Annotated in this window: 24 protein-coding genes and 1 pseudogene; 9 read left to right on the top strand and 16 right to left on the bottom strand. The window is 71.4% G+C overall.

Annotated elements, in window-relative coordinates:
* Window positions 1-72: 72 nt before the first annotated feature.
* On the bottom strand, window positions 73-624 hold the full coding sequence (locus AB0C62_RS37100; protein ID WP_164373075.1) for an acyl-CoA thioesterase: 552 nt from the start codon (window positions 622-624) through the stop codon (window positions 73-75).
* 119 nt (window positions 625-743) lie between these two features.
* Here AB0C62_RS37100 and AB0C62_RS37095 point away from each other — a divergent pair, with 119 nt between their 5' ends.
* Window positions 744-2,042, top strand: coding sequence for an LCP family protein (locus tag AB0C62_RS37095; RefSeq protein WP_362980900.1), 1,299 nt, complete (start codon window positions 744-746; stop codon window positions 2,040-2,042).
* A 112-nt stretch (window positions 2,043-2,154) separates the two neighbouring features.
* On the opposite strand, the gene AB0C62_RS37090 is transcribed toward AB0C62_RS37095, so the two are convergent.
* The gene (locus AB0C62_RS37090) at window positions 2,155-3,312 is read right to left on the bottom strand and encodes an acyl-CoA dehydrogenase (RefSeq protein WP_351427717.1); all 1,158 of its coding nucleotides are present in this window, start codon (window positions 3,310-3,312) and stop codon (window positions 2,155-2,157) included.
* A 189-nt stretch (window positions 3,313-3,501) separates the two neighbouring features.
* On the opposite strand from AB0C62_RS37090, the gene AB0C62_RS37085 reads away from it, so the two are divergent.
* Window positions 3,502-4,845, top strand: a complete 1,344-nt coding sequence (locus AB0C62_RS37085; RefSeq protein WP_362980898.1) for a UDP-glucose/GDP-mannose dehydrogenase family protein — start codon at window positions 3,502-3,504, stop codon at window positions 4,843-4,845.
* Window positions 4,846-4,971: 126 nt separating this feature from the next.
* On the opposite strand, the gene AB0C62_RS37080 is transcribed toward AB0C62_RS37085, so the two are convergent.
* On the bottom strand, window positions 4,972-5,529 hold the full coding sequence (locus AB0C62_RS37080) for a CGNR zinc finger domain-containing protein (protein ID WP_362980896.1): 558 nt from the start codon (window positions 5,527-5,529) through the stop codon (window positions 4,972-4,974).
* A 94-nt stretch (window positions 5,530-5,623) separates the two neighbouring features.
* Between AB0C62_RS37080 and AB0C62_RS37075 the strand changes: the two genes are divergently transcribed.
* Window positions 5,624-5,983, top strand: coding sequence for a VOC family protein (locus AB0C62_RS37075; RefSeq protein WP_362980894.1), 360 nt, complete (start codon window positions 5,624-5,626; stop codon window positions 5,981-5,983).
* 73 nt (window positions 5,984-6,056) lie between these two features.
* Window positions 6,057-6,464, top strand: coding sequence for a VOC family protein (locus tag AB0C62_RS37070; RefSeq protein ID WP_362980892.1), 408 nt, complete (start codon window positions 6,057-6,059; stop codon window positions 6,462-6,464).
* 47 nt (window positions 6,465-6,511) lie between these two features.
* Here AB0C62_RS37070 and AB0C62_RS37065 read toward each other — a convergent pair whose 3' ends face one another.
* The 4 genes from AB0C62_RS37065 to AB0C62_RS37050 form a co-directional block, all read right to left on the bottom strand.
* Window positions 6,512-7,666, bottom strand: coding sequence for a dipeptidase (locus AB0C62_RS37065; RefSeq protein WP_362980890.1), 1,155 nt, complete (start codon window positions 7,664-7,666; stop codon window positions 6,512-6,514).
* A 387-nt stretch (window positions 7,667-8,053) separates the two neighbouring features.
* Complete coding sequence (locus tag AB0C62_RS37060) at window positions 8,054-9,232, bottom strand: dipeptidase (protein WP_362980950.1); 1,179 nt, start codon at window positions 9,230-9,232, stop codon at window positions 8,054-8,056.
* A gap of 41 nt (window positions 9,233-9,273) precedes the next feature.
* Window positions 9,274-9,798, bottom strand: coding sequence for a 5-(carboxyamino)imidazole ribonucleotide mutase (gene purE, locus AB0C62_RS37055; RefSeq protein ID WP_362980888.1), 525 nt, complete (start codon window positions 9,796-9,798; stop codon window positions 9,274-9,276).
* A complete protein-coding gene (locus AB0C62_RS37050) occupies window positions 9,795-10,934 on the bottom strand; it encodes a 5-(carboxyamino)imidazole ribonucleotide synthase (RefSeq protein WP_362980948.1) in 1,140 nt (379 codons plus the stop codon). The genes purE and AB0C62_RS37050 overlap by 4 nt, the downstream gene beginning before the upstream one ends.
* Before the next feature lie 218 nt (window positions 10,935-11,152).
* Here AB0C62_RS37050 and AB0C62_RS37045 point away from each other — a divergent pair, with 218 nt between their 5' ends.
* Window positions 11,153-11,692 carry a GtrA family protein gene (locus tag AB0C62_RS37045; protein WP_267051012.1) on the top strand — a complete coding sequence of 180 codons (540 nt, stop codon included), beginning with the start codon at window positions 11,153-11,155 and terminating at the stop codon, window positions 11,690-11,692.
* 51 nt (window positions 11,693-11,743) lie between these two features.
* Here the strand turns inward: AB0C62_RS37045 and AB0C62_RS37040 are convergent, their stop codons facing one another.
* Both AB0C62_RS37040 and AB0C62_RS37035 read right to left on the bottom strand, forming a co-directional pair.
* Window positions 11,744-13,027 carry an ATP-binding protein gene (locus tag AB0C62_RS37040; RefSeq protein WP_362980886.1) on the bottom strand — a complete coding sequence of 428 codons (1,284 nt, stop codon included), beginning with the start codon at window positions 13,025-13,027 and terminating at the stop codon, window positions 11,744-11,746.
* 200 nt (window positions 13,028-13,227) lie between these two features.
* On the bottom strand, window positions 13,228-13,905 hold the full coding sequence (locus tag AB0C62_RS37035) for a response regulator transcription factor (protein ID WP_018566970.1): 678 nt from the start codon (window positions 13,903-13,905) through the stop codon (window positions 13,228-13,230).
* 525 nt (window positions 13,906-14,430) lie between these two features.
* On the opposite strand from AB0C62_RS37035, the gene AB0C62_RS37030 reads away from it, so the two are divergent.
* The 3 genes from AB0C62_RS37030 (at window position 14,431) to AB0C62_RS37020 (ending at window position 16,698) form a co-directional block, all read left to right on the top strand.
* Window positions 14,431-15,927 carry an oligopeptide:H+ symporter gene (locus AB0C62_RS37030; RefSeq protein ID WP_362980884.1) on the top strand — a complete coding sequence of 499 codons (1,497 nt, stop codon included), beginning with the start codon at window positions 14,431-14,433 and terminating at the stop codon, window positions 15,925-15,927.
* A 139-nt stretch (window positions 15,928-16,066) separates the two neighbouring features.
* Window positions 16,067-16,330: a hypothetical protein gene (locus AB0C62_RS37025; RefSeq protein WP_362980882.1), complete on the top strand. Its 264-nt coding sequence runs from the start codon at window positions 16,067-16,069 to the stop codon at window positions 16,328-16,330.
* Entirely contained in the window at window positions 16,327-16,698 is a 372-nt protein-coding gene (locus tag AB0C62_RS37020) for a hypothetical protein (protein WP_362980880.1), read from the top strand. Before AB0C62_RS37025 ends, AB0C62_RS37020 begins: the two co-directional genes overlap by 4 nt.
* Before the next feature lie 118 nt (window positions 16,699-16,816).
* On the opposite strand, the gene AB0C62_RS37015 is transcribed toward AB0C62_RS37020, so the two are convergent.
* The 6 genes from AB0C62_RS37015 to AB0C62_RS36990 all read right to left on the bottom strand — a co-directional run bounded on the left by AB0C62_RS37015 (window position 16,817) and on the right by AB0C62_RS36990 (window position 22,433).
* The gene (locus tag AB0C62_RS37015) at window positions 16,817-18,106 is read right to left on the bottom strand and encodes a hypothetical protein (RefSeq protein WP_362980946.1); all 1,290 of its coding nucleotides are present in this window, start codon (window positions 18,104-18,106) and stop codon (window positions 16,817-16,819) included.
* Window positions 18,107-18,168: 62 nt separating this feature from the next.
* Window positions 18,169-19,290, bottom strand: a complete 1,122-nt coding sequence (locus AB0C62_RS37010) for a hypothetical protein (protein ID WP_362980944.1) — start codon at window positions 19,288-19,290, stop codon at window positions 18,169-18,171.
* A gap of 5 nt (window positions 19,291-19,295) precedes the next feature.
* Window positions 19,296-20,267, bottom strand: coding sequence for a hypothetical protein (locus tag AB0C62_RS37005; protein WP_362980878.1), 972 nt, complete (start codon window positions 20,265-20,267; stop codon window positions 19,296-19,298).
* 30 nt (window positions 20,268-20,297) lie between these two features.
* Window positions 20,298-21,029: an LPXTG cell wall anchor domain-containing protein gene (locus tag AB0C62_RS37000; RefSeq protein WP_362980876.1), complete on the bottom strand. Its 732-nt coding sequence runs from the start codon at window positions 21,027-21,029 to the stop codon at window positions 20,298-20,300.
* A gap of 197 nt (window positions 21,030-21,226) precedes the next feature.
* On the bottom strand, window positions 21,227-21,790 hold the full coding sequence (locus tag AB0C62_RS36995) for an ATP-binding protein (protein WP_362980874.1): 564 nt from the start codon (window positions 21,788-21,790) through the stop codon (window positions 21,227-21,229).
* Window positions 21,791-22,064: 274 nt separating this feature from the next.
* Window positions 22,065-22,433, bottom strand: a complete 369-nt coding sequence (locus AB0C62_RS36990) for an STAS domain-containing protein (RefSeq protein WP_164373056.1) — start codon at window positions 22,431-22,433, stop codon at window positions 22,065-22,067.
* Between the two features lie 238 nt (window positions 22,434-22,671).
* Here AB0C62_RS36990 and AB0C62_RS36985 point away from each other — a divergent pair, with 238 nt between their 5' ends.
* Complete coding sequence (locus AB0C62_RS36985; protein WP_362980873.1) at window positions 22,672-23,601, top strand: RNA polymerase sigma factor SigF; 930 nt, start codon at window positions 22,672-22,674, stop codon at window positions 23,599-23,601.
* Between the two features lie 47 nt (window positions 23,602-23,648).
* Here the strand turns inward: AB0C62_RS36985 and AB0C62_RS36980 are convergent.
* A pseudogene (locus AB0C62_RS36980) lies at window positions 23,649-23,732 on the bottom strand (LuxR family transcriptional regulator); the annotation flags it as partial.

Genomic DNA, 23,732 nt, shown 5'->3' with positions numbered 1-23,732 from the left:
TGACGAGCGGGCGGAGGGCCGGGCGGCGGGCCCGTCGCCCGGCCTGAGGCCGGCGGCACCCGTCACGGGGTGTCAGAGGGTGTCGAGACCCTCCGCCGCGCGCTTCTCGCGCAGCTCCATGATCGCGCGGCGGCGGGCCAGGCGGTGGGTGCGGCGGATCTGGGCCTCCTGGTAGCGGCGCTCGTCGCGCTCGGTCTCGGGGAGGACCTGGGGGACCCGGCGCGGCTTGCCGTCGGCGTCGACGGCGGCGAAGACCAGGTAGGCCGAGCCGACCTGCTGGGCGGGCGTCGACTCGTTCCAGCGCTCCGCGAGGACCCGGACGCCGACCTCCATCGAGGTCCGGCCCGTCCAGTTGACCTGCGCCTTCACATGGACGAGGTCGCCCACGCGGACCGGTTCGAGGAAGGCCATCTCGTCCATCGAGGCGGTGACGGCCGGCCCGCCGGAGTGCCGCCCGGCCACCGCGCCCGCCGCGTCGTCGACGAGCTTCATGATCACGCCACCGTGCACCGTGCCCAGCAGGTTGGTGTCGTTGTGGGTCATGATGTGGCTCAGGGTGGTCCGGGACGCGGAGGTCGGCTTGCCCGGAATATCGGATTCCGGGTTGGGGGCCAGGTCTGTCATGACGTCCACCTTATGCCGGGGGCACACACGGTCGTTTTGCATCAGCTCTGCAACAGGCGTGACCCAGATCTCCCGGCTCTCTTGTAAGAGACATGGTGGAGCCCTGCACACTGGTCGGCATGAACGATTGGCCCGACGACAGCCGCGGCAACGGCGGCAACCGCTACGGACGCGGCAGCGCAGGCTCGCAGCCTGAGGGTGCCCGCGTCATGCGCCAGGTCCGCCGTGGACCGTCGGCACCCGCTCCGGGCCCGGACGCGCCGCCGTACGGCGGCGGGGTGCCCCGGCAGCCGTCGTACGTCGACGGGCAGGGCCACGACTCCGGCTACGACGACGGGTACGACTCCGGCTACAACACGGGGCACGTGTACGGCACGCCGGGCGGCCCCGGCGGTCCGCAGGGGCCCGGCGGTGGTGGCCCCGGCCGTCCGCGTCAGGCACCGAACTGGCGGCGCCGGATCAAGTGGACCGCGATCACGCTGGTCACGCTGCTGGTCGTGGTCTCCGTCGGCACGTACTTCTGGGCCGACTCCAAGCTGCACCGTGACGTGGATCTCTCCAAGGTCATCGACCGGCCGGAGGGCGGCGAGGGCACGAACTACCTGATCGTCGGTTCCGACAGCCGTGCCGGCATGTCCGCGGAGGACAAGAAGAAGCTGCACACCGGCTCGGCCGCGGGCAAGCGCACCGACTCGATGATGATCCTGCACACCGGGAGCAACGGGTCGACGCTGGTCTCGCTGCCGCGTGACTCCGACGTCGAGATCCCCACGTTCAAGGGCTCCGACTCCGGCAAGACGTACCAGGGCACCGGCCGGCACGTGAAGCTGAACGCGGCCTACGCCGAGGACGGCCCCGAACTGCTCGTCCGCACGGTCGAGTTCAACACCGGGCTGCGCATCGACCACTACGTGGAGATCGGCTTCGGCGGCTTCGCGAGCATCGTCGACGCGGTCGGCGGTGTCGAGATGAACCTCGACAAGGGCTTCAAGGACAAGTACTCGGGCGCCGACTTCAAGGCGGGCAAGCAGACGCTGAACGGCGAGCAGGCCCTGGCGTTCGTCCGGACCCGGCACGCCTTCGCCGCCTCCGACCTGGAGCGCACGAAGAACCAGCAGAAGTTCCTGGCGGCCCTGGCCCATCAGGTGGCGACCCCGTCGACGGTGCTGAACCCGTTCAAGCTCTACCCGACCATGGGTGCCGGCCTGGACAGCCTCGTCGTCGACAAGGACATGGGCCTGTGGGACCTGGCCGACATGTTCTGGGCCATGAAGGGCGTCACGGGCGGCGACGGCAAGTCGATGAACATGCCGATCTCCGGCTCCACGGGCGGCAACCTCGTGTGGGACAGGACGAAGATGAAGGAGCTGGTGAGCCAGCTGAAGAACGACGAGAAGGTGACCGTCAGCGGCAACTGACGCCGCGCCGGACCGGATGCGGATGACACCGGACGACGAAAGGTGGGAGGCACCCTCGGGGGTGCCTCCCACCTTTCGTGTCGGTCGGCCGTCGCCGGTCGCCGCGTGAGTACTACGGCAGGTTGCGCGCCATCACGATGCGCTGGACCTGGTTCGTGCCCTCGTAGATCTGCGTGATCTTCGCGTCGCGCATCATGCGCTCGACCGGGTAGTCACGGGTGTAGCCGTAGCCGCCGAGGAGCTGGACGGCGTCCGTGGTGACCTCCATGGCGACGTCCGAGGCGAAGCACTTGGCCGCGGCGCCCTGGAAGGTGAGGTCCTTGTCGCCACGCTCCGACTTGGCGGCCGCCGCGTACGTGAGCTGACGGGCGGCCTCGATCTTCATGGCCATGTCGGCGAGCATGAACTGGATGCCCTGGAAGTCGGCGATCGGCTTGCCGAACTGCTTGCGCTCCTGGACGTAGCCCTTGGCGTAGTCGAGGGCGCCCTGGGCGATGCCGAGGGCCTGGGCCGCGATGGTGATGCGGGTGTGGTCCAGCGTCTTCATCGCGGTCGCGAAGCCGGTGCCCTCCTCGCCGATCATGCGGTCGGCCGGGATGCGCACGTTGTCGAGGTAGACCTCGCGGGTCGGGCTGCCCTTGATGCCGAGCTTGCGCTCCGGGGCACCGAAGGAGACGCCCTCGTCGGACTTCTCGACCACGAAGGCGGAGATGCCCTTGGAGCGCTTGGTCGGGTCGGTGACGGCCATCACCGTGTAGTACTCGGAGACGCCCGCGTTGGTGATCCAGCGCTTGACGCCGTTGAGGACCCAGAAGTCGCCGTCGCGGACGGCCTTCGTCTTCATACCGGCCGCGTCCGAACCGGCGTCCGGCTCGGAGAGGCAGTACGAGAACATGCCGTCGCCCTTGGCGAGCGGGCCCAGGTACTTCTTCTTCAGGTCCTCGGAGCCGGAGAGGATCACCGGCAGCGAGCCCAGCTTGTTCACGGCGGGGATCAGCGAGGAGGACGCGCAGACGCGGGCCACCTCCTCGATCACGATGACCGTGGCGAGGGCGTCGGCGCCCGCGCCGCCGTACTCCTCGGGGACGTGCACCGCGTGCAGGTCGTTGGCGACGAGGGCGTCCAGCGCCTCCTGCGGGAAGCGGGCCTCCTCGTCCACGGCCGCGGCGAACGGCGCGATCTTCGCCTCGGCCAGCGAACGGATCGCGTCCCGGAGCATGTCGTGCTCCTCGGACGGGCGGTACAGGTCGAAATCAGCCGATCCGGCCAAGGTCTCTCACGCTCCAAGGAATGCTGTGACAGCGACGCTAACTACTGTTAAGTAACCCAAATTTTAGGGGCCCGCCCACGCGAGGGATACGTGAGCTTGGCGACAAGGGGGAAACTGCCCGTGAAAGCGCTCCCCCAAGCCCCGACTATGCTCGGGCGCGCACCGACGCCGCACACCCCAGGAGCACCCATGGCCCTCAAGATCACCGTGATCGGCACCGGCTACCTCGGCGCCACACACGCCGCGGCCATGGCCGAGCTCGGCTTCGAGGTGCTCGGGCTCGACGTGGTGCCGGAGAAGATCGAGATGCTCCAGCGGGGCGAGGTCCCGATGTACGAACCCGGTCTGGAGGAGCTGCTGCGCAAGCACGTGGCCGGGATCGAGGGCTCCACGGGCCGGCTCCGCTTCACCATGGACTGGGCCGAGGCCGGGGCCTTCGGTGACATCCACTTCGTCTGCGTGAACACCCCGCAGAAGCACGGCGAGTACGCCTGCGACATGTCGTACGTCGACTCCGCCTTCGAGTCGCTCGCGCCGCACCTGCACGGCCCGGCCCTCGTCGTCGGCAAGTCCACCGTGCCGGTGGGCTCGGCGGCCCGGCTGGCGGAGCGGCTCACGGAGCTGGCGCCCGCCGGGGAGGACGCCGAGCTGGCCTGGAACCCCGAGTTCCTGCGCGAGGGCTTCGCGGTGAACGACACCCTGCACCCCGACCGGATCGTGGTCGGTGTGCGCAGCGAGCGGGCCGAGAAGCTGCTGCGCGAGGTCTATGTCACGCCGGTCGCCGAGGGGTCGCCGTTCGTGGTGACCGACTTCCCGACCGCCGAGCTGGTGAAGACGTCCGCGAACTCCTTCCTCGCCACGAAGATCTCGTTCATCAACGCGATGGCCGAGGTGTGCGAGGCCGCCGACGGTGACGTGGCCAAGCTGGCCGAGGCCATAGGACACGACGAGCGGATCGGGAAGAAGTTCCTGCGGGCCGGGATCGGCTTCGGCGGCGGCTGTCTGCCCAAGGACATCCGCGCGTTCATGGCGCGCGCCGGTGAGCTGGGTGCCGACCAGGCGCTGACGTTCCTGCGCGAGGTCGACACCATCAACATGCGGCGCCGCGGTCAGATGGTGGAGATGGCGCGTGAGGCGCTCGGCGGCGGTTCGTTCCTCGGCAAGCGGGTCGCCGTGCTCGGCGCGACCTTCAAGCCGGACTCGGACGACGTGCGCGACTCCCCGGCGCTGAACGTCGCCGGACAGATCCACCTCCAGGGCGGCCAGGTCACCGTCTACGACCCGAAGGGCATGGCGAACGCGCGCCGGCTCTTCCCGACGCTGGGGTACGCCGACACCGCGGTGCAGGCCGTGCGGGGTGCCGATGTGGTCCTGCATCTGACGGAGTGGCGCGAGTTCCGCGAGCTGGACCCGGCGGTGCTGGGCGAGACGGTCACGTCCCGGGTGCTGCTGGACGGACGGAACGCGCTGGACCCCGAGGTGTGGCGCCGGGCCGGCTGGACGTACCGGGCGATGGGGCGGCCCACCGCCTGAGGGTGTCGAGGCGACGCCGGTCCGGCCGAGGCTCAGTCGGCCGGACCGGCGTCCGTTGCATTCTGCACCACTTGGCCGTGCGATGGACGGCGGTCGCCCGACTCCCCTCCGGGCCCTGCCCCGGGGCTACTTGGCGCGGTAGCGGCGCATCTTGGCGCGCGCCCCGCACACCGACATCGAGCACCAGCGGCCGCGTCCGGCCGGTGAGCGGTCGTAGTAGGCCCAGTGGCAGTCCGGGGCCTCGCAGGCCTTCAGGCGCGGCCAGGTGCCCTCGACGAGCGACTCGGCGACCGCGACGGCGATCCGGGCGGGCAGGGGCACCCGGGGGGCCGAAGAGCCCGGGGAGTCCGGGGAGTTCGGGTCGACGAAGGGGCCGGGGTTCTCCGCGGGGGCCAGGCGCGCGCCGCCGTCGTGCTCGTCGACGGTCACCCGCAGCGGGGCCCGGGCGAGGAGTTCTCCGAGCGGGGTGACCACGGCGTGGGCCGGGTGTCCCGCGTGGGCCAGGCACACCGCCCGCAGCGACTCGCGCAGTTCGCGTGCGCCGGGCACCTCGTCCGGCGTGAGGCCGAGACGGGCGAGACCTTCCGCGGTGTCCAGGGAATCGGCGCCCGATGCGCGGTCCAGGGTGTTCACCAGGGACTGGACCAGGGCGAGGCCGCCGGGTGCGGGCGCTCGGTCGTTCATGCTTGCGACGTTACCTCCTGTGCGGGACCATGAGGTAACCGTTACCTCTTGAGTCGATGTACCAGTAACAGCCCGTACTCTCACGGAGGAAGTCATGGCTCTCGCCACGCTCGACGTCGTCGTCCTGGACTGTCCCGACCCGCGCGCGCTGGCCGGGTTCTACGCCGAGGTGCTCGGCGGCACGGTCCGGGGCGAGGGCGACTGGGTCGACCTCGACCTGCCCGGCGGCCGCAGGCTGGCGTTCCAGGCCGCGCCCGGGTACGTACCGCCGCGGTGGCCCGGGCTCGACGGGTCGCAGCAGTTCCACCTGGACCTGGCCGTCGAGGACCTGGACGTCGCGGAGAAGGGCGTGCTGGCGCTCGGTGCCCGGCCGCTCGACACCGAGGACCGGTCCCGCTCGTTCCGTGTGTACGCGGACCCCGCCGGGCACCCGTTCTGCCTCTGCGCCTGCTGAGGACGGTGTCCTCGCACTCCCCGACACCTCGGCGCCCCGGTGCCTGCCGCGCCCGCCTCTGGAGGAGCACGCCATGGAACAGCCCGTCGCCCGTCTGCGGAACGTCGTCCTCGACTGTCCGGATCCCCGCGCGCTCGCCGCCTTCTACGCGGCCGTGGCCGGGGGCACGCCGGAGGCGGAGGACGACGACTGGGTCGTCCTGCGGATTCCCGGCGGGCCGCGGCTGGCCTTCCAGCGGGCGCCGGGGTACGTCCCGCCGCGCTGGCCGGGCGACGGCCGGGACTCCCAGCAGCTCCATCTGGACTTCGAGGCGGGTTCCACCTGGGAGGCGGTCGACGCCGCGCAGGAGCGGGTGCTCGCGCTGGGCGCCCGTCCGCTCGACCTGGACGACGAGGGCGGAAAGAAGGACTTCCGGGTGTTCGCCGATCCGGCCGGGCATCCGTTCTGCCTGTGCATGATCGAGGCCCCCGAGGCACCCTGACCCACCGCCCGGGCCGGCTCCCCGCCTCCGGGCCGCGCCGCCCGGGGTCAGCCGTCCAGGTCGGCGATCTTCGCGCAGGACGGCGCGCGCCGCTGCTGTGCGGCCCGGGCCGTGAACTCCGCGCTGCGCAGCACCCGTTGGACGTTGCCCCAGGTGAGCAGGGCGAGATCGGACGTGGACCAGCCGCGGGAGATCAGCTCCGCGACGAGGTGGGGGTAGCAGGACGCGTCGGCGAGGTCCTGGGGGTGGGCCGCGCCCGAGTCGTACGTGCCCGAGAGTCCGACGCACTCCGCGCCCGCGAGCGTGCGGACGTGGTCGAGGTGGTCGGCGACGTCCCGTACGGAGGGGCCGGTCTGCTCGGCGGTGAGCGGGACGAGGCACAGGCCCTTGGCGGCGCCCAGTTCGGTGAGGACCTCGTCGGGGAGGTTCGACGGGTGGGGGCGCAGGGCCCGGGCGGCGGAGCGGGTGAACAGGACCGGGGCCTTGGAGACGGCGAGGACCCGGCCGACGGTGGCGTCCGAGGTGCCGGAGAGGTCGGCGAGCACGCCGAGCCGGTTCATCTCGCGCAGCACCTCCTCGCCGAAGCGGGTGAGGCCCGCCTCGCTCGCCCACGAGACGCCCGTGAGCGTGAGGATGCGCAGGCCGAGGGTGTGCAGGGCGCGCAGGATGCCCAGGGAGTCGCCGAGCGCGGCGGCTCCGGCGGGGCCGAGGACGACGGCGATGCGGCCGCAGTTGCGGGCGTCGGCGATCTCGGCGGCGCCGCGTGCCGTCCGCAGTCCCTCGGGGTGCGCGTGGACCACCGCCCTGACCAGGTCGAGCTGCTCCATGGTGGCGCCGACGGCGCGGTCCCCGGCGAGGCCCTCCGGCAGGTGCAGCGACCAGAACAGGGCGCCCACGTGCCCTTCGCGCAGCCGGGGCAGGTCGGTGTCCACGGCGCTCTCGCCCAGTTCCAGATCGAACCAGGGCAGGTGGCGCAGGGCCCAGGGCAGACCGCTGTAGCCGTCGGCGACGGGGTTGCCGGCCAGGAACGCGTGGGCGCGCGCGAGCGGGTCCGCGCCGGGTTCGTTCTCCGGGGCGGCGGGGCCGGACTCGTCGAGGGGACGGGCCGCGGGAGTCAGCGGCTCGGACGCGGGCCAGGCAGCGGGCGGGTCGAGCTCTCCCACCTCGACGGCGGTGGCCAGTTCGTCCTGCAGGTCTGCCATGACAGGCTCCGGGGGGTGGACGGCGATGATCGCGGTACCGCCACCGTGGCACGGAGCCCGGAGGGCTTCCTGGTGGGTGGGGCGTTCGGGGGTACGTGTACGCCCCACGGGTGCGGCGGTGCCCGCCCCGGCGTCCGATCGCCTCCGGGGGGCGGAGCGCCGGGCCGCACTCCGCCCCGGCGGGCCGGCGAACGGCGGCCCTGCCGCCCCGGCCGACTCCTACAGGCCGGGGGGCCCGCATCCTGCCCCCGGTCGGCGCGTGCCGGCCGCTCCGCTCCGTACCGGCGAAGGTGCGCGAGCGCGCGCCCCGGCGGTCCGTCCCCGGTCCCTCACGAGCCGAAGGCGCCCGGCCGGACGGCACGGGCGCCTTCGGAGGGGCTGGAAGTGTCAGCCGTCCAGTTGCTCCAGGGTGGCGTTCGACGGGGCGCGGGTGGCCTGGAGGTCGCGGGCCACGTCCTCCGCCGCGCCCAGCACGCGTACGGAGTTCCGCCAGGTCAGCTTGGCGACGTCCGTGGTCGACCAGCCGCGGTCGAGCAGTTCGGCGATCAGGTTCGGGTAGCCGGAGACGTCGTCCAGGCCCTCCGGGGTGAACGCCGTGCCGTCGTAGTCGCCGCCGATGCCGAGGTGGTCGATGCCGGCGACCTCGCGCATGTGGTCGAGGTGGTCGGCGACCGTGGACACCGTGGCGACGGGGCGCGGGTTGGCCTCCTCGAAGACGCGGTGGACCTTCATGCCCTCGGCGGTGGTGTCGAGGTGGTGCAGGCCGTGCGCGCGCATGTTCTCGTCGGCCGCGGCCGTCCAGTCGACGGCGGCCTGGAGGACGAACTTCGGCACGAACGTCACCATCGCCACGCCGCCGTTGTCGGCGAGCCGGGCCAGCACGTCGTCCGGGATGTTGCGCGGGTGGTCGCACACGGCGCGGGCCGAGGAGTGGGAGAAGATCACCGGCGCGACGGAGGTGTCGAGCGCGTCGCGCATGGTGGTCGCGGCCACGTGCGAGAGGTCCACGAGCATGCCCTCGCGGTTCATCTCGCGGACGACCTCACGGCCGAAGGCGGACAGGCCGCCCACGGCGGGCACGTCCGTCGCGGAGTCGGCCCACGCGATGTTGTCGTTGTGGGTGAGGGTCATGTACCGGACGCCGAGCGCGGCCAACTGCCGCAGGACGCCGAGGGAGTTGTCGATCGAGTGACCGCCCTCCGCGCCCATCAGGGAGGCGATACGACCCTCCGCGCGGGCCGCCTCCATGTCCGCGGCGGTCAGCGCGGCCCGCAGGTCGGCCGGGTGACGGTCGATCAACTGCCGGACGCAGTCGATCTGTTCGAGGGTCGCCGTGACCGCGCCGGGCAGGTCCGAGCGGACGTACACCGACCAGTACTGCGCGCCGACGCCGCCGGCGCGCAGCCGGGCCAGGTCCGTGTGCAGGTGGGCGCTCTGGTCGGTGGCGATGTCCCGCGCGCCGAGGTCGTAGCGGACCTGCTCGCGCAGCGCCCAGGGGAGGTCGTTGTGTCCGTCGACGACGGGGAACTCGGCGAGCAGGGCGCGGGCCCGGTCGAGGGAGGGGATCGAGGAGCCGGCGGGCAGGGGGGTCTCGGAGGACATGCGCGTCACTTCCCGAAGCCGAAGCCGCCGGTGCCGCTCTCGACCTTGGATCGCAGCCGCTTGCCCTTCTCGGTGGCCTGGTCGTTCAGCTCCTGCTGGAACTCCCGCATCCGGCCGAGGAGTTCCTCGTCGTGGGAGGCGAGGATCCGGGCGGCCAGCAGACCCGCGTTGCGGGCGCCGCCGACGGAGACGGTCGCGACGGGCACTCCGGCCGGCATCTGCACGATGGAGAGCAGCGAGTCCATGCCGTCGAGGTACTTGAGCGGGACGGGCACACCGATGACGGGCAGCGGGGTGACGGACGCCAGCATGCCCGGCAGGTGGGCCGCGCCGCCGGCGCCGGCGATGATCGCCTTGAGTCCGCGCTCGGCGGCCTGCTCGCCGTACGCGATCATCTCGCGCGGCATGCGGTGCGCGGAGACGACGTCCACCTCGTAGGGGATCTCGAACTCGTCGAGGGCCTGGGCAGCGGCCTCCATGACGGGCCAGTCGGAGTCCGAACCCATGACGATGCCTACAACGGGGCTCATTCGGTGATCGTGCCTCTCAGGTAGCCGGCGGCGTGCCGGGCGCGATCGAGGACGTCGTCCAGGTCGTCGCCGTAGGTGTTGACGTGGCCGACCTTGCGTCCGGGCTTCACGTCCTTGCCGTACATGTGGATCTTGAGCTGCGGGTCGCGGGCCATGCAGTGCAGGTACGCGGAGTACATGTCCGGGTAGTCGCCGCCGAGGACGTTCGCCATGACGGTCCACTTCGCACGCGGGCGCGGGTCGCCGAGCGGGAGGTCGAGGACGGCGCGGACGTGGTTGGCGAACTGGGAGGTGATCGCGCCGTCCTGGGTCCAGTGGCCCGAGTTGTGCGGGCGCATGGCCAGTTCGTTGACGAGGATGCGTCCGTCACGGGTCTCGAACAGCTCGACGGCCAGGTGGCCGACGACGCCGAGTTCCTTGGCGATGCGCAGGGCCAGTTCCTCCGCCTGGAGGGCCAGCTCCTCGTCGATGCCGGGTGCCGGGGCGATGACCGTGTCGCAGACGCCGTCGACCTGCTGGGACTCGACGACGGGATAGGCGACGGCCTGTCCGTGCGGGGAGCGGACGACGTTGGCCGCCAGCTCCCGCAGGAAGTCCACCTTCTCCTCGGCGAGGACCGGGACGCCGGCGCGGAAGGGCTCGGCGGCGTCCTCCAGGGAGCGGACGAACCAGACGCCCTTGCCGTCGTAGCCGCCGCGGACGGTCTTCAGGATGACCGGGAAACCGTCACCTTCCGCGCCTTCGGGCAGGCCCTCCGCCGCGAACGCGCCGACGTCCGCCACGTCGGTCACGATGCGGTGCCGAGGGCAGGGCACGCCGATCGCGTCGAGCTTCGCGCGCATCACGCCCTTGTCCTGGGCGTGCACGAGCGCGTCGGGTCCGGGGCGGACGGGGATGCCGTCCGCCTCCAGGGCCCGCAGGTGCTCGGTGGGGACCTGCTCGTGATCGAAGGTGATCACGTCACAGCCCCGCGCGAACTCGCGCAGCGTGTCGAGGTCGCGATAGTCGCCGATGACGACGTCGCCGACGACCTGCGCCGCGGAATCCTGTGGAGTGTCACTGAGGAGCTTGAATTTGATGCCGAGCGGGATGCCCGCCTCGTGTGTCATACGAGCGAGCTGGCCGCCGCCGACCATGCCGACTACCGGGAACGTCACGCTCCAAGAGTATCGGCCACGCCACGCTGGCTGGTTTCGGCACCGATACGCCCGATTTTCCGTGCTGGTGACCGGGTCTTTTCTTACCTGTGAAGTCATGCACGGGCACTGCGCGGGGGCGCTGGTTAGCATGGCTGGGTTGACGTATTCCATCGCTTGATCGACGACGTAACCCACCGACGGGGGCTGGCGACACCATGGACAGTGCTTCCTCGGGGCCTCAGGCGGGGCCCCGCAGCGCGGTTCGCCGCCGCTTCGACCTGCTGTTGCGTGAGGTCGCCAAGTTCGGAGCGGTGGGCGGCGCGGGGCTGCTCGTCAACCTGATCGTGTTCAACCTCGTGCGCCACACCACGGACCTCCAGGTCGTGCGGGCCAGTGTCATCGCGACGGTCGTCTCCATCGTCTTCAACTACGTGGGCTTCCGCTACTTCACGTACCGGGACCGCGACAAGGGCGGCCGTACGAAGGAGCTGACGCTGTTCCTGCTGTTCAGCGCGGTGGGACTGGTCATCGAGAACGGCGTGCTCTACGCCGCGACGTACGGCTTCGGCTGGGACAGCCCGCTCCAGAGCAACATCTTCAAGTTCCTCGGCATCGGGGTCGCGACGCTGTTCCGCTTCTGGTCCTACCGCACCTGGGTGTTCCGGACGCTTCCGGCCCGTGAGGCGGTGGCCAGTGCCGAATCGTTCCTGGACGAGGAGCCGGAGCCCCGGCGGGCCCAGGCACGGGCGAACTGACCACGGCGGGACCGTTCGCTCGCTCCCCCGTTCCCTCTGCTCCCCGCTCCCCTACCTGACCGTCCGCTCCTCGTCGTCCTCGCCGATCAGCGGGCCTCGCTTCAGGGGGGTCCGGGACAGGAACAGGCCGAAGACCGGGGGCTGGGCCTGGAGCATCTCCAGACGGCCGCCGTCGGCCTCCGCGAGGTCGCGGGCGACGGCCAGGCCGATGCCGGTGGAGTTGCGGCCGCTGATGGTGCGCTCGAAGATGCGGGCGCCGAGGTCGGTGGGGACGCCGGGGCCCTCGTCGGTGACCTCGATGACGGCCTGGTTTCCGATGACCCGGGTCCGCAGCGCGACCGTGCCGCCTCCGTGCATGAGGCTGTTCTCGATGAGCGCCGCGAGGACCTGGGCGACCGCGCCCGGGGTGCCCACGGCCTGGAGATGGCGCTTGCCGGAGCTGACGATCGCGCGGCCCGCGCTGCGGTAGGCGGGGCGCCACTCCTCCAGCTGCTGCTTGATGACCTCGTCGAGGTCGAAGGTGACCGCCGAGCCGGTGCGCGGGTCGCGGGCGTTGGTGAGCAGCCGCTCGACCACGTCCGTGAGGCGTTCCACCTGCGTCAGTGCGATCGTCGCCTCCTCCTTCACCGTGTCCGGGTCGTCGGTGAGGGTGATCTCCTCCAGACGCATCGACAGCGCCGTCAGGGGCGTGCGCAGCTGGTGGGAGGCGTCGGCGGCGAGCCGGCGCTCGGCGGTGAGCATGCGGGCGATGCGCTCGGCGCTGCCGTCCAGGACGTCGGCCACGCGGTCCAGCTCGGGGACGCCGTAGCGCTTGTGGCGCGGGCGCGGGTCGCCGGAGCCCAGCCGTTCCGCCGTCTCGGCGAGGTCGGTGAGCGGGGAGGCGAGACGGTTCGCCTGGCGTACGGCGAGCAGGACGGCGGCGATGATCGCCAGCAGGGCGACGGCGCCGATGATCAGCAGGGTGCGGCCGACCTCGCGGGTCACCGAGGAGCGGGGCTCCTGGACGGTGACCGTCTCGCCCTCCTCGCCCTTGGCGGTGTAGTGGATGACGTCGCCGGTGGGCTCGGTGCCGACCTCGATGGGGTCGCGGCCCGGGATCCTGATCTCGGCGTAGCGCTGGTCGGTGACCTGGTTGCGGAACGTGTCGCTGGAGATGTTCTCGTCGCCGAGGATGCGGCTGTCCACGATGCTGGCCAGCCGCAGCGCCTCGGAGTCCACGCGTTCCTGGGCGCTGTTGCTGATCGTGCGGGTCTCGACGATGACGAGGGAGACGCCGAACACGGCGATCACGACGAGCACGACGGCGAGGGTGGACTGGATGAGACGGCGACGCACGGGGCCCTCCGGGCAGGTGGCGGTACGTGGACCAGTGTGCACGGTCGCCGGGTCGTCCCCGCGGGGCGCCGGGCCGGGGTGCGGGGTTTCCGCCACCGCCCGTCATGTCCCCGCGCGGTTCCGCGGCGGGGCCCCGTCCTGGGCGCGGCGGGCGGAACGCCTCGGGGGCCGGACGGTCGTCCGGCCCCCGAGGTGAGGCCTCAGCTCTTCTCGAAGCGGAAGCCGACTCCTCGTACCGTCGCGATGTAGCGGGGGTTCGCCGCGTCGTCGCCGAGCTTCTTGCGCAGCCAGGAGATGTGCATGTCGAGGGTCTTGGTGGAGGACCACCAGGTGGTGTCCCAGACCTCGCGCATCAACTGGTCGCGGGTGACGACCCGGCCGGCGTCGCGCACCAGCACCCGCAGCAGGTCGAACTCCTTGGCGGTGAGCTGGAGTTCCTCGTCGCCCATCCAGGCCCGGTGCGACTCGACGTCGATCCGCACGCCGTGCGTGGCGGGCGGCTGCTGCGGCTCGGCCGCGCCGCGCCGGAGCAGCGCCCGGACGCGGGCGAGCAGTTCGGCGAGCCGGAAGGGCTTGGTGACGTAGTCGTCGGCGCCCGCGTCGAGGCCGACGACGGTGTCCACCTCGTCGGCGCGTGCGGTGAGGATGAGGATGGGCACGGTGTGCCCCTCGGCGCGGAGCCGGCGGGCGACTTCCAGGCCGTCCATGCCGGGCAGCCCGAGGTCCAGGACGACCAGGTCGACGCCGCCCTGCATTCCGGCGTCGAGCGCGGTGGGTCCGTCTTCGCGGACTTCGACCTCGTAACCCTCCCGGCGCAGGGCACGGGCCAGCGGCTCCGAGATGGACGCGTCGTCCTCGGCGAGCAGTACACGGGTCATGGGGTGATGGTAGTCCGCCACGGACGAGGCTCGGGCAGTGATCGGCCTCCGTGATTCACACCCTCCGTCCGGGTGTTTCTTACCTGCGGGTGTGGGATGCCATCCTGAGAAACACCTTCGAATGGCTCCCGGCGGTTCCATGATCGCCTGTGATCCATCTCTCAAGTCCTTCCATATGGTGCATTGCCATGTCGTATGGTGACCGGACGCCTGTAGCACTACATGGGGACCTTTGGCGCGTGCTTGATGCTGAAGGTCTCTTTTGTGTGCGGGCTGGTGTTCGCCAGCCTCGAAAGGAATGACCTGTGGCCGGGCCCGAGACGCACTGACGCGCACCGGGCGTGGATCCCGGTGGTCGCCGTCCACCGCTTCGCCATCCGGAGCGGACTCCCCGTGGGCGTGGGGGCGGACGCCGTAACCGCCGGTGCCGGCCGCCCCCCCCACTGGGCGCGCGACTCCTCCAGGCCTTCGACTCCGGTCGGCCGGGGGGACCCCCACAGCGCGTCCCGACAGCAAGGAACGACCATGGCGTCCAGCCTGACGAAGGCCTCGGTGAACCCGGGTACCCCCGGTTCCGGGAAGACCTTCTTCGGCCACCCCCGCGGACTGGCCACTCTCTTCATGACCGAGATGTGGGAGCGATTCTCCTACTACGGCATGAAGGCACTGCTCCCGCTGTACCTGGTGGCACCAGGCGGCCTGCACATGAATGCGGCCACCGCGACCGCGATCTACTCGGTGTACCTGTCGCTGGTGTACCTGCTCGCCCTGCCGGGCGGCTGGTTCGCCGACCGTGTCCTCGGCCCCCGCAAGACGGTCGCCGTCGCGGGTCTGATCATCATGCTGGGCCACCTCACGCTGGCCCTGCCGACCTCCGGCACCTTCTTCGCGGGACTCGGCCTCGTCGCCATAGGTTCCGGTCTGCTGAAGGCCAACATCTCCACGATGGTCGGCCACCTCTACGACGGTCCGGACGACCCGCGTCGTGACGGTGGCTTCACGCTCTTCTACATCGGCATCAACCTGGGCGCCTTCATAGCGCCGCTGATCATCGGCACCGTCGGCGAGAACGTGAACTGGCACCTGGGCTTCGCCATCGCCGCGCTCGGCATGGCCGTGGGTCTGGCCCAGTACCTGCTCGGCGGCCGCCACCTGAGCCCCCGCTCGCAGGAGGTCCCCACGCCCCTGTCGCCGCAGGAGAAGGCCTCGACGCTGCGCAAGTCCGCGCTCTGGGCCGCCGTCGCCCTCGTCTTCTACGCGATCGTCGGCTTCTCGGGCCACTACACGCTCAACTGGCTGCTGGTCCCGATCACCCTCGCCGGCCTGATCATCCCGGTCATGGTCATCGGCCGCATCAAGCGGGACAAGTCGCTGGACCGCGCCGACCAGTCGAAGATGTCCGCGTACATCTGGTTCTTCATCGCCGCGGCCGTCTTCTGGATGATCTACGACCAGGGCGGGTCGACGATGTCGATCTTCGCCGACTCGTCCGCCGAGAACACCATCTTCGGCTGGGAGTTCCCGGTCTCCTGGTACCAGTCGGTCAACCCGGTCATGATCATGGCGCTCGCGCCGGTCTTCGCCTGGCTGTGGCTGGCGCTCAACCGGCGCGGCAAGGAGCCGAGCACGGCCACCAAGTTCGCCTCCGGTCTGATCCTGGTCGGTGCCTCGTTCTTCCTCTTCCTGGCCCCGCTGACGATCGCCGAGGGCGGTCACAAGGCGGCCGCCATGTGGCTGGTGGCCATCTACTTCGTCCAGACCGTCGGTGAGCTGACGCTCTCTCCGGTCGGCCTCTCGGTCACCACCAAGATGGCTCCGGCGAAGTACGCCTCCCAGATGATGGGCGTCTGGTTCCTGGCCGTCACCGCGGGTGACGCCACGACCGGCCTGCTCTCCATCGCCAACGTCGACCTCAACAAGACGGGCATCGTGGCCCTGGAGGCCTCGCTCGCCGTGGTCGCCGGTGTCGCGGTGTGGATGTACCGCAAGAAGGTCAAGCAGCTGATGGGCGACGTCCGCTGACGTAGGCCGCACCAACGCCGAAGGGCCGCCGCACCACCGGGTGCGGCGGCCCTTCGGCGTTGCGGACGACCACCTCCACCACGGTGCCGACCCCCACGAACCCTCCCCCACCGACGGTATTCACTTGTATTCTGATGGCATGGCCGACACGACCATCAAGATCAGTGAGTCGACAAGAGATCGTCTGCGGACGCTCGCCGAAGAGCGCGGGCTGAGCACGCGCGCGTACGTCGAGCGCGTGGTCGCGGCGACGCCCACGGAGGAGGAACGGGAGGAACGCACGGCGCGGGCCGTCGCCTACGTCCGTGCCAATCTTCGCGAGGACTTCACCGAGGCGGACGTCCGGGCGGCGCAGGAGTGGCGCGCCGCGATCGCCGCCGGTCAGCTCGGGGAACGTCGGTGATCATCCTGGATCACACAGCGGTGCTCGCCCTGTGCCGGGGGCACCGGCTGCTTTCCGGTCTGGCCGTCGTCGAGGTCGACGATCCCGACCGGCGGGCTCACGTTCCCGCCCTGTGCCTCGTGGCCGCGAGCCTGCAACTCCCGGGCGTGGCAGCACACCTCGGCGCCTTACCGGGCCTGGAATTCCTGCCGCTCGACTTCGCAGGCGCCGCGTCGGTCGAGCAGACGGTCGCCGCAGGGCTGGAATGGCCCTACGGACACGCGCTCCACGCGGCAGCCATGGGGGCGATCGAGGGCCAGGTCCTCACCGCCACCCCCGATGCGTACGCGGGCACGGGGGCATGGGCGGTCGACATCGGCAAACCGTGAACGAGAGCGCCGGGCGGGACGTCCCGTCACACCGCTCGGCACGCTCGTCCGCCCGGCCCCGCCCCTCACCCCAGCTGCACGCACGGGTGAGGGGCAGGGCCGGTCGTTCGGGAGTCGGTCAGCGGGTCCTGCCGCGGGGCATGAAGGTGAAGACGGCGCCGCCCAGGAGGATCACCGTGCCGGCGACCAGGCCCAGCGCCTTGAGGGCGCCGTGGCTGTCGGCGCCGGTCTCCGCGAGGCCGCCGGACGCCGAGCCCGCGGAACCCGAGCCGGACGAGGAGGAACCGCCGCCCGACGCGCCGCCCGCCTGCTCGGAGGTGTCCAGGGTGAGCGAGACCTCGGACTCGGCCGGGGTGCAGGTCGTCGTCGTGCCGAGGGCCGTCACCGTCAGGACACCCGGGGACAGCGTCGAGCTGCCGGTCGCGCCCGGCTTGTACGTGCCCTTCAGGTCCGGGACCTCGATCGGGTCGCCCGACTTGATGGGCGCGGAGTTGGTCGGGCCCTCGACGTGGACGGTGCCCTTGTCGGCGCCGCCGAGAGCGACCTCCATCGAGGGCTTCACGGAGTCGGCCGGGATGTCGGCCGGACTGTCCATCACGGACGCGCCGAACGTGACGGTCAGGGCGTAACTCCCGCCGCTCTTCCTGGCGTTGATCTGCACGGGCGAGGTGGCGTTCTTGTCCCCGATGGGCGTCTTGCACGCGTAGGCCACGGAGACCTGCTTGCCGGTGAAGTCGGTCTGCCCACCGCCGCCGGTGGAGCCGCCGTCGTCGCCGCCGGTCGCTCCCCCGGTCCCGCTGCCGGTCGGCGACGGGGTGGCCGAGTCGGTCGGCTCTCCGGACGGAGTCGGCGTCGGGGTCGACGTGGAGCCGCCGGTCCCGCCGCCCGAACCCCCGTCGGCGGCCGTCACCTTGATGGTCGCGGAGGAGCCCACCGTCTCCTTGGGCGTGCACTTGGTGTCGGTGGAGATCGGCTTGTTCACGTTGATGTCGTAGGCGTCCGGGGTCAGCGTGACGTCACCCGCCGCGGTCAGTTTGAGCCTGCCCGTCATGTCGGAGAGCTTCATGTCGCTGTTCTTGGGGATCGCGGGGTTCTGGCGCGGCCCCTCCATGGCGATGCTCGCGGTCTGCGCGCCGCCCGCCTTGAGGGTGCCGGAGGGCTTCACCGTGTCCTTGTCGAGGTCGAGGACGTCCGGGTTCTTCGACGCGGCCTGGGCGAACTTCCAGGTGATGGTGACCTCGTCACCCACCTTCGCCTCCGCGGGCGCGGTGATCTCCACCTTCGTGGTGCCCTGCACCGCGGGCAGCCCGGAGATGGCGGGCGGGATGCACTCCGTCTTGTACGACACCTCGGCGGCCTGCGCCGGTACGGCGGCCACGCCCAGCAGGATGCCCGCACCGCCGAGCATCAGCGCGACTCCGGCCGCGCCCGCTCTGCGTCCGGTGTCCGGTACCACTCTCCGTAGCGTCCTCACGTGTGTCCCTCTCTCGTCTGTGTCGTCGGACCGTTCTCGTGCGGTGCGGAGAGCTGACCGTTCGTCGCGGTGCCCGGATCGCTGTCCGGGGTGAACCACGGCAGGGCGGCCGGGGCCGGCGAGGCGTCCGAGACGTTCGCCGGAGTCTGTGGGGCGGGCGTGGGGGCCGGCCGGGGCAGCCGCTGCGTGAGGTCGGTCAGGCGCAGGACCCGGTGCCGGCCCGCACGCCCGCTCGACCGGTGCGGGCGCACCCGGTCCACCACGGCCATGCCGACACGGAACACCGCGGCCGGGACGACCACGCAGAGCAGGATCCAGAAGACGGTCACACCCCAGGGGCGGCCCACGCCCCACGGCTGCTCGGCGAGCACCTTCCCGCCGTACTTGAGCGAGACCGTGTAGTCGCCGTGCGCCCCGGCCGCCAGCTCGAACGGGAGCTTGATCCGCGCCTTGTGGCCCGGCGCGACGGTGCCGCGCCACTCCTGCTCCTCCCACTGCGGGGCGAACACCCCGTGGGAGGTGCCGACCTGGAAGACCGGGTTCTTCACGGGGGCGGTGCCGACGTTGCCGACCGTGAAGACGAGGGTGCGCGCGGGGGCCGAACCGAACCAGGTGAGCAGGCCGCTCGACCCGTCGAGGCGGGTGTCCGTGAGCACCGAGAGCCGGGCCCCGCTCTCCTCCTTGGGCAGCGGTTCGACCGAGTGCCCGGCCACCATGAAGATGGCGTCCGCCTCGGCCTTGGCACCGGTGACGGTGGCGACGTGCACCACGCAGGGGCACGGCTTCGGCGGTTCGGCGACCGGCAGCTTCTTGCTGAAGGCGCCCTTGGCGTCGGTGGTGACGGCCCGGCCGTCGGCGTTGGCGCAGGAGTTGGTGCCGCCGATCACGCCGCGCGAGGGCACCGACTGTCCGCAGATGAGCATCATCAGCAGGGCCTTGGGCCGCCACCCGCTGCCGCTCACGGTGACCGAACCGCCCGCGCCCGCCTGCGATCCGGACAGTTTCACGCTCGGCCCCGCGGCGGCGGACGCCGGGCCCGCCGAGGCCGTCGCCGCCAACGGGACCAGGAGGAGGGCCAGGACCGCGCCCAGCGCCGCCATCCGCATCTTGCCGCCCAGGACGCTCACGTCATCGCTCCCGTCAACTCGACCTCTGTGCGGGGCTGTTCGACCGTTGCTCCGGCCTGCGCGGTCCGGCGCCGGTGCCGCCACGGACCCGGCCGCGCGGGACGCCGTCGACGTCGTACGGCGAGGAAGGCGACCCCAGCCGCCAGGACGGCTCCCGCTCCGGCCGGCGCCCACCACGGCACGAACCGGGCGGACGCGGTCGCCGTGCCGCGCACCTCGCCCGCCGCGGTCACCGTCAGCCGCACGTCGACCGTGTCGAGGACCGGCGGGTCGGCCCAGGGTTCGTGGAGCGTGACGCGGCGGCCGGGGAGGAGGTCGACGGGCAGGGTGCGCGGGGCGCGGTCCAGGACTTCGCCGAGGACGCCGTCCGCGTGCACGGCGAGGCGCGGAGTGAGGACCGTGGTGCCGCGGTTGACCAGTTGGTAGGAGATCCGGCCGCCGCGCACCCGGACGTGTTCGACCGTCAGGGCCGACAGCGCGGGTCCGGCCACCCTCAACTGGACCCGGACCGCCGCGGTGCGGTCTCCCGCGCTCACGACGATCGCGCCGGGATGGTCCCCGGGCGCCGCGCCGACCGGGACGGCCACGGTGAACGGCACGTCCGCGCGGGTGTGCGCGGGCACGCGGAGGGACAGGGTCCGCACCGCGGTCCGCCGGCCGCCGGAACGCTCGGCGAAGGCGATCCACGCGCCCGTGCCCGGCTCACGCACGGTGGGGGCGCTGCCGTCCGCGTCGGCGCCGCGTACCCGGACCGTGAGCGGCCTGCCGCCCGCGTTGACCACGGACACCGCGTCCTGGAGGACGGTGCCCGGCGCGCCCTCCGCGTACACGGAGGGCCGTCCGTCGGCCGAGCCGCCCGCGGCCGGGACGACGGACCAGTCCTGTGCGGCCGAGGCCGCCGGGGCCGCGCCGAGCAGCACCAGGGTCGTCAGGCCCAGCACGCGGGCGGCGGGGAGTGCGTAGGGCATGCGGCGGCTCCAGGTCGTCGTGCGGGGAGGTCAGCGGCGTACCGCCTGATGCCTGCGCGTCAGCCACAGCACGCCCGCCGCGCCCGCGAGCAGGACCGTGCCGCCGAGCGTGCCGAGCGCGATCGCGGAGTCCGCGGGGCCGGTCTGCGGAAGCTGCCCGCCGGAGTCCGAGCCGCCCTGGCTCCCCGAACCCGAGGACCCCGAGGAGCCGGACGAACCCGAGCCGGAGCCCGAACTCCCGCCCGCCGCCTTCACGTCGAGGGTCAGCGAGGGCTTCGGGCTGTTGGAGGGCGAGCACGTGGTCGTGGTGCCGAGGGCCTTGATGGTGAGGACGCCCGCGGTGAAGGTGACCTTGCCGGACTTCCTCGGTGTGTACGTGCCGCTCAGGTCACTGATCTTGATGGGCGTGTTGGCGGGGATCGCGGCCGCGTTGGCCGGTCCGGTGACCGCCACCGTGCCGCTGTCGGCGCCGCCCACCTTGATGACCGCGCTCGGCGTCATCGCGCCCTTGCCGAGTTCGACCGGGCTGGAGGAGACGCCCTTCTGCCAGGACATGGTGAGCTTGTAGCCGCTGCCGCTCCTGACGCCCTTGATGTCGATGGGCGACACGGCGCTCTTGTCGCCGATCGGCGTCTTGCACTGGTAGTTGACGTCGACCACGTCGGCCTGGGCTGCGGGGGCGGCCATCAGCACCGCCGAGCCGGCCAGGGCCGCGGCGCACGCGAGCGCGGCGGTTCGTTTCTGGTACGTCCGGTACGACACGGGCCTGCCCCTCAATCCTGACGTCGTCCCCGACGGGACACGCGGCGAGATTTCTGACGGAACATCAGATCGGCCGTCAAGGTACGCCCGGGGACTTGTGGAGGGAAGACAAAGTGCGCGCCGGATCCGTGGGGATCCGGCGCGCAGAGTGCCGTACGGGGCGGGAGTCGGGAGGTGTGTGCGGGAGGCCCCCCGCGTCAGGCGGGTGCGCCCAGCTCCGCCCACACGGTCTTGCCGGCGACTCCGGGGCTGCGGACGACCCCCCAGTCCAGGCAGAGCCGCTGCACGATGAACATGCCGTGGCCGCCGGGGCGGCCGGCTCGGTGCGGGGTGCGCGGTGCGGGCTGGCCCGCGCCGCGGTCCAAGACCTCGATGCGCAGCACCTTGTTGTCGACGGAGATCCGGAGTTCGTCCGGGCCCTCGGCATGCAGACAGGCGTTGGTGACCAGCTCGGAGACGACCAGCAGGACGTCCTCGGCGGCGGCACGCCGGTCGGCGCCCTCGGCGGGCAGCCAGCCCCAGGCGTACAGCGCCTGGCGGGCGAAGTCGCGGGCGAGCGGCACGACGCCGCTCTCGCCCTCGAAGCTCAGTCTGCGGGCCTGGCGGCCCGGAGGAGCGAGGACCGCGCCGTCCGGAGAGGCTCCGTCACCGGGCGGTCCGCCGTCCACGGGCGCCGTGTCGTCCACGGACGCCCCGGAAGCGCCGCCGTCGCCCGACTCAGGGCCGCGGTCGCCCGGCGAGTAAGGCCGGGTGGTGCTCATCAGCGCTTCACCTCACCGATTCACCGGTTCACAATTCAAGACTCAGTACGCAGTACTCAGTACGGATGGATCAACGGCTTTCGCCGCTTGTGGATCGGACGACTTTCGCCGTACCGGAGGCCGGCCCGCTCGCTGCCGACGCATCCAGGATGTCTCCTGCCCGACGGAACCGTCCGAACACCCATTTATTCGGCACGGAAACTGTGACGCGAGTAACGCCGGTCACGCGGGGGCGACTGGGACATAACGGCGACATGATCGACGGGCCGCCCGGTCAGTCGGCGAGAGCCGCTTCGAGCGTGTCGTGCACGGTGAAGACGGCCTCCGCCCCGGTGATCTCGAAGACCCGTGCGACCACCGGCTGCATCGCGGCCAGATGGACGCCGCCACCCGCGGCCTCGGCCTTCAGCCGGGCGCCGAGCAGCACGTTCAGTCCGGTGGAGTCACAGAACTCCAGGCGCGAACAGTCGACGACGAGCCGCGAGTACCCCTTTTCGAGGCACCCTTCGAGCGGCTCACGCAACAAATCGGCCGTGTGGTGATCCAACTCACCCGCGGGGGTCACGACGGCACTAGTGCCCTCTTCCCGCACCTCGACAAGAAGCCGGCCAGACTGTGCGCTGCCGACCGTCCCGCGGTCCATGCCGTCTCTCTCCCGAGCGTCGCGACTGCTGATGTACGCACTCGAACACTACGCCTTCTCTACGTCACCTGACACCCGAACAACCCCCCGCAAACGGACATTTCGCCACAGAAGGCACTTGCGACAAGCTCACAAAAGCGGGTAGGGCTAGAAGAGACACCTATCCGACCCGGCCGGCTTTGGAGGCGCCGCACACCGCAGTGCACGTATTGGCATCGGCGGCCATATGCCGAGAACGATGGAGGACACCATGTCACCCCGGCTCGACGCATCGCAGACCCAGACGGCGACGTCGACACCCTCTCCGGTCGGCCCGGAGCACCTCGACGGCCCCGGCACCGACGGAGCCGACGGACTCGCGGGACTCGACGGACTCCCGGAGATCCCCCCGTACGACGAGGTGGGGCCGGTGGACGCACGGGCCCTGTCCAAGACGCTCTTCGCGCGTCTGGAGTCCCTCGAAGAGGGCACGCACGACTACTCGTACGTCCGCAACACGCTCGTCGAACTCAACCTCGCGCTCGTGAAGTTCGCCGCCTCCCGCTTCCGCTCCCGCAGCGAGCCCATGGAGGACATCATCCAGGTCGGCACGATCGGCCTGATCAAGGCGATCGACCGGTTCGAGCTGAGCCGGGGGGTCGAGTTCCCCACCTTCGCCATGCCAACCATCATCGGCGAGATCAAGCGGTTCTTCCGTGACACCTCCTGGTCGGTGCGGGTCCCCCGCCGGCTTCAGGAGCTCCGGCTCGACCTGGCCAAGGCGGGCGACGAACTCGCGCAGAAGCTGGACCGCGCTCCGACAGTGGGAGAGCTGGCGGAACGCCTCGGCATCAGCAACGACGAGGTCGTCGAGGGCATGGCCGCGTCCAACGCGTACACGGCCAGCTCGCTGGACGCCCAGCCCGAGGAGGACGACTCCGAGGGCGCGCTCGCGGACCGCATCGGCTACGAGGACAACGGACTCGAGGGCATCGAGTTCGTGGAGTCCCTCAAGCCGCTGATCGCGGAACTCCCCCAGCGCGACCGGCAGATCCTCTCGCTGCGCTTCGTGGCGAACATGACCCAGTCCGAGATCGGCGACGAACTCGGCATCTCCCAGATGCATGTCTCCCGGCTCCTGTCGCGCACCCTCGTGCGACTCCGGAAGGGACTGACCGTCGAGGAATGACAGGGCTTCGCGGCCCGTGCGGCCGCGCGCAGACGGAGCGGTCCGGCGGCGATCAACGCGCTGAGCAGGTTGCTGTCCCTGACCAGTGCGGTGGTGGGCTCCCCCGGGCTTCCCGAGGGCCCGCCCGGCAC

It is taken from the genome of Streptomyces sp. NPDC048643, assembly GCF_040650615.1.
GTDB lineage: Bacteria > Actinomycetota > Actinomycetes > Streptomycetales > Streptomycetaceae > Streptomyces.
This window is presented reverse-complemented; position numbering and strand designations above follow the sequence as displayed.

Excerpts from the sequence above, each read along its gene's own strand:
- AB0C62_RS37100 (WP_164373075.1), bottom strand. The coding sequence starts at position 624 with ATGACAGACCTGGCCCCCAACCCGGAATCCGATATTCCGGGCAAGCCG.
- AB0C62_RS37095 (WP_362980900.1), top strand. The coding sequence starts at position 744 with ATGAACGATTGGCCCGACGACAGCCGCGGCAACGGCGGCAACCGCTAC.
- AB0C62_RS37085 (WP_362980898.1), top strand. The coding sequence starts at position 3,502 with ATGGCCCTCAAGATCACCGTGATCGGCACCGGCTACCTCGGCGCCACA.
- AB0C62_RS37080 (WP_362980896.1), bottom strand. The coding sequence starts at position 5,529 with ATGAACGACCGAGCGCCCGCACCCGGCGGCCTCGCCCTGGTCCAGTCC.
- AB0C62_RS37075 (WP_362980894.1), top strand. The coding sequence starts at position 5,624 with ATGGCTCTCGCCACGCTCGACGTCGTCGTCCTGGACTGTCCCGACCCG.
- AB0C62_RS37070 (WP_362980892.1), top strand. The coding sequence starts at position 6,057 with ATGGAACAGCCCGTCGCCCGTCTGCGGAACGTCGTCCTCGACTGTCCG.
- AB0C62_RS37065 (WP_362980890.1), bottom strand. The coding sequence starts at position 7,666 with ATGGCAGACCTGCAGGACGAACTGGCCACCGCCGTCGAGGTGGGAGAG.
- purE (WP_362980888.1), bottom strand. The coding sequence starts at position 9,798 with ATGAGCCCCGTTGTAGGCATCGTCATGGGTTCGGACTCCGACTGGCCC.
- AB0C62_RS37050 (WP_362980948.1), bottom strand. The coding sequence starts at position 10,934 with ATGGTCGGCGGCGGCCAGCTCGCTCGTATGACACACGAGGCGGGCATC.
- AB0C62_RS37045 (WP_267051012.1), top strand. The coding sequence starts at position 11,153 with ATGGACAGTGCTTCCTCGGGGCCTCAGGCGGGGCCCCGCAGCGCGGTT.
- AB0C62_RS37035 (WP_018566970.1), bottom strand. The coding sequence starts at position 13,905 with ATGACCCGTGTACTGCTCGCCGAGGACGACGCGTCCATCTCGGAGCCG.
- AB0C62_RS37030 (WP_362980884.1), top strand. The coding sequence starts at position 14,431 with ATGGCGTCCAGCCTGACGAAGGCCTCGGTGAACCCGGGTACCCCCGGT.
- AB0C62_RS37025 (WP_362980882.1), top strand. The coding sequence starts at position 16,067 with ATGGCCGACACGACCATCAAGATCAGTGAGTCGACAAGAGATCGTCTG.
- AB0C62_RS37015 (WP_362980946.1), bottom strand. The coding sequence starts at position 18,106 with ATGCTCGGCGGTGCGGGCATCCTGCTGGGCGTGGCCGCCGTACCGGCG.
- AB0C62_RS37005 (WP_362980878.1), bottom strand. The coding sequence starts at position 20,267 with ATGCCCTACGCACTCCCCGCCGCCCGCGTGCTGGGCCTGACGACCCTG.
- AB0C62_RS36995 (WP_362980874.1), bottom strand. The coding sequence starts at position 21,790 with ATGAGCACCACCCGGCCTTACTCGCCGGGCGACCGCGGCCCTGAGTCG.
- AB0C62_RS36990 (WP_164373056.1), bottom strand. The coding sequence starts at position 22,433 with ATGGACCGCGGGACGGTCGGCAGCGCACAGTCTGGCCGGCTTCTTGTC.
- AB0C62_RS36985 (WP_362980873.1), top strand. The coding sequence starts at position 22,672 with ATGGAGGACACCATGTCACCCCGGCTCGACGCATCGCAGACCCAGACG.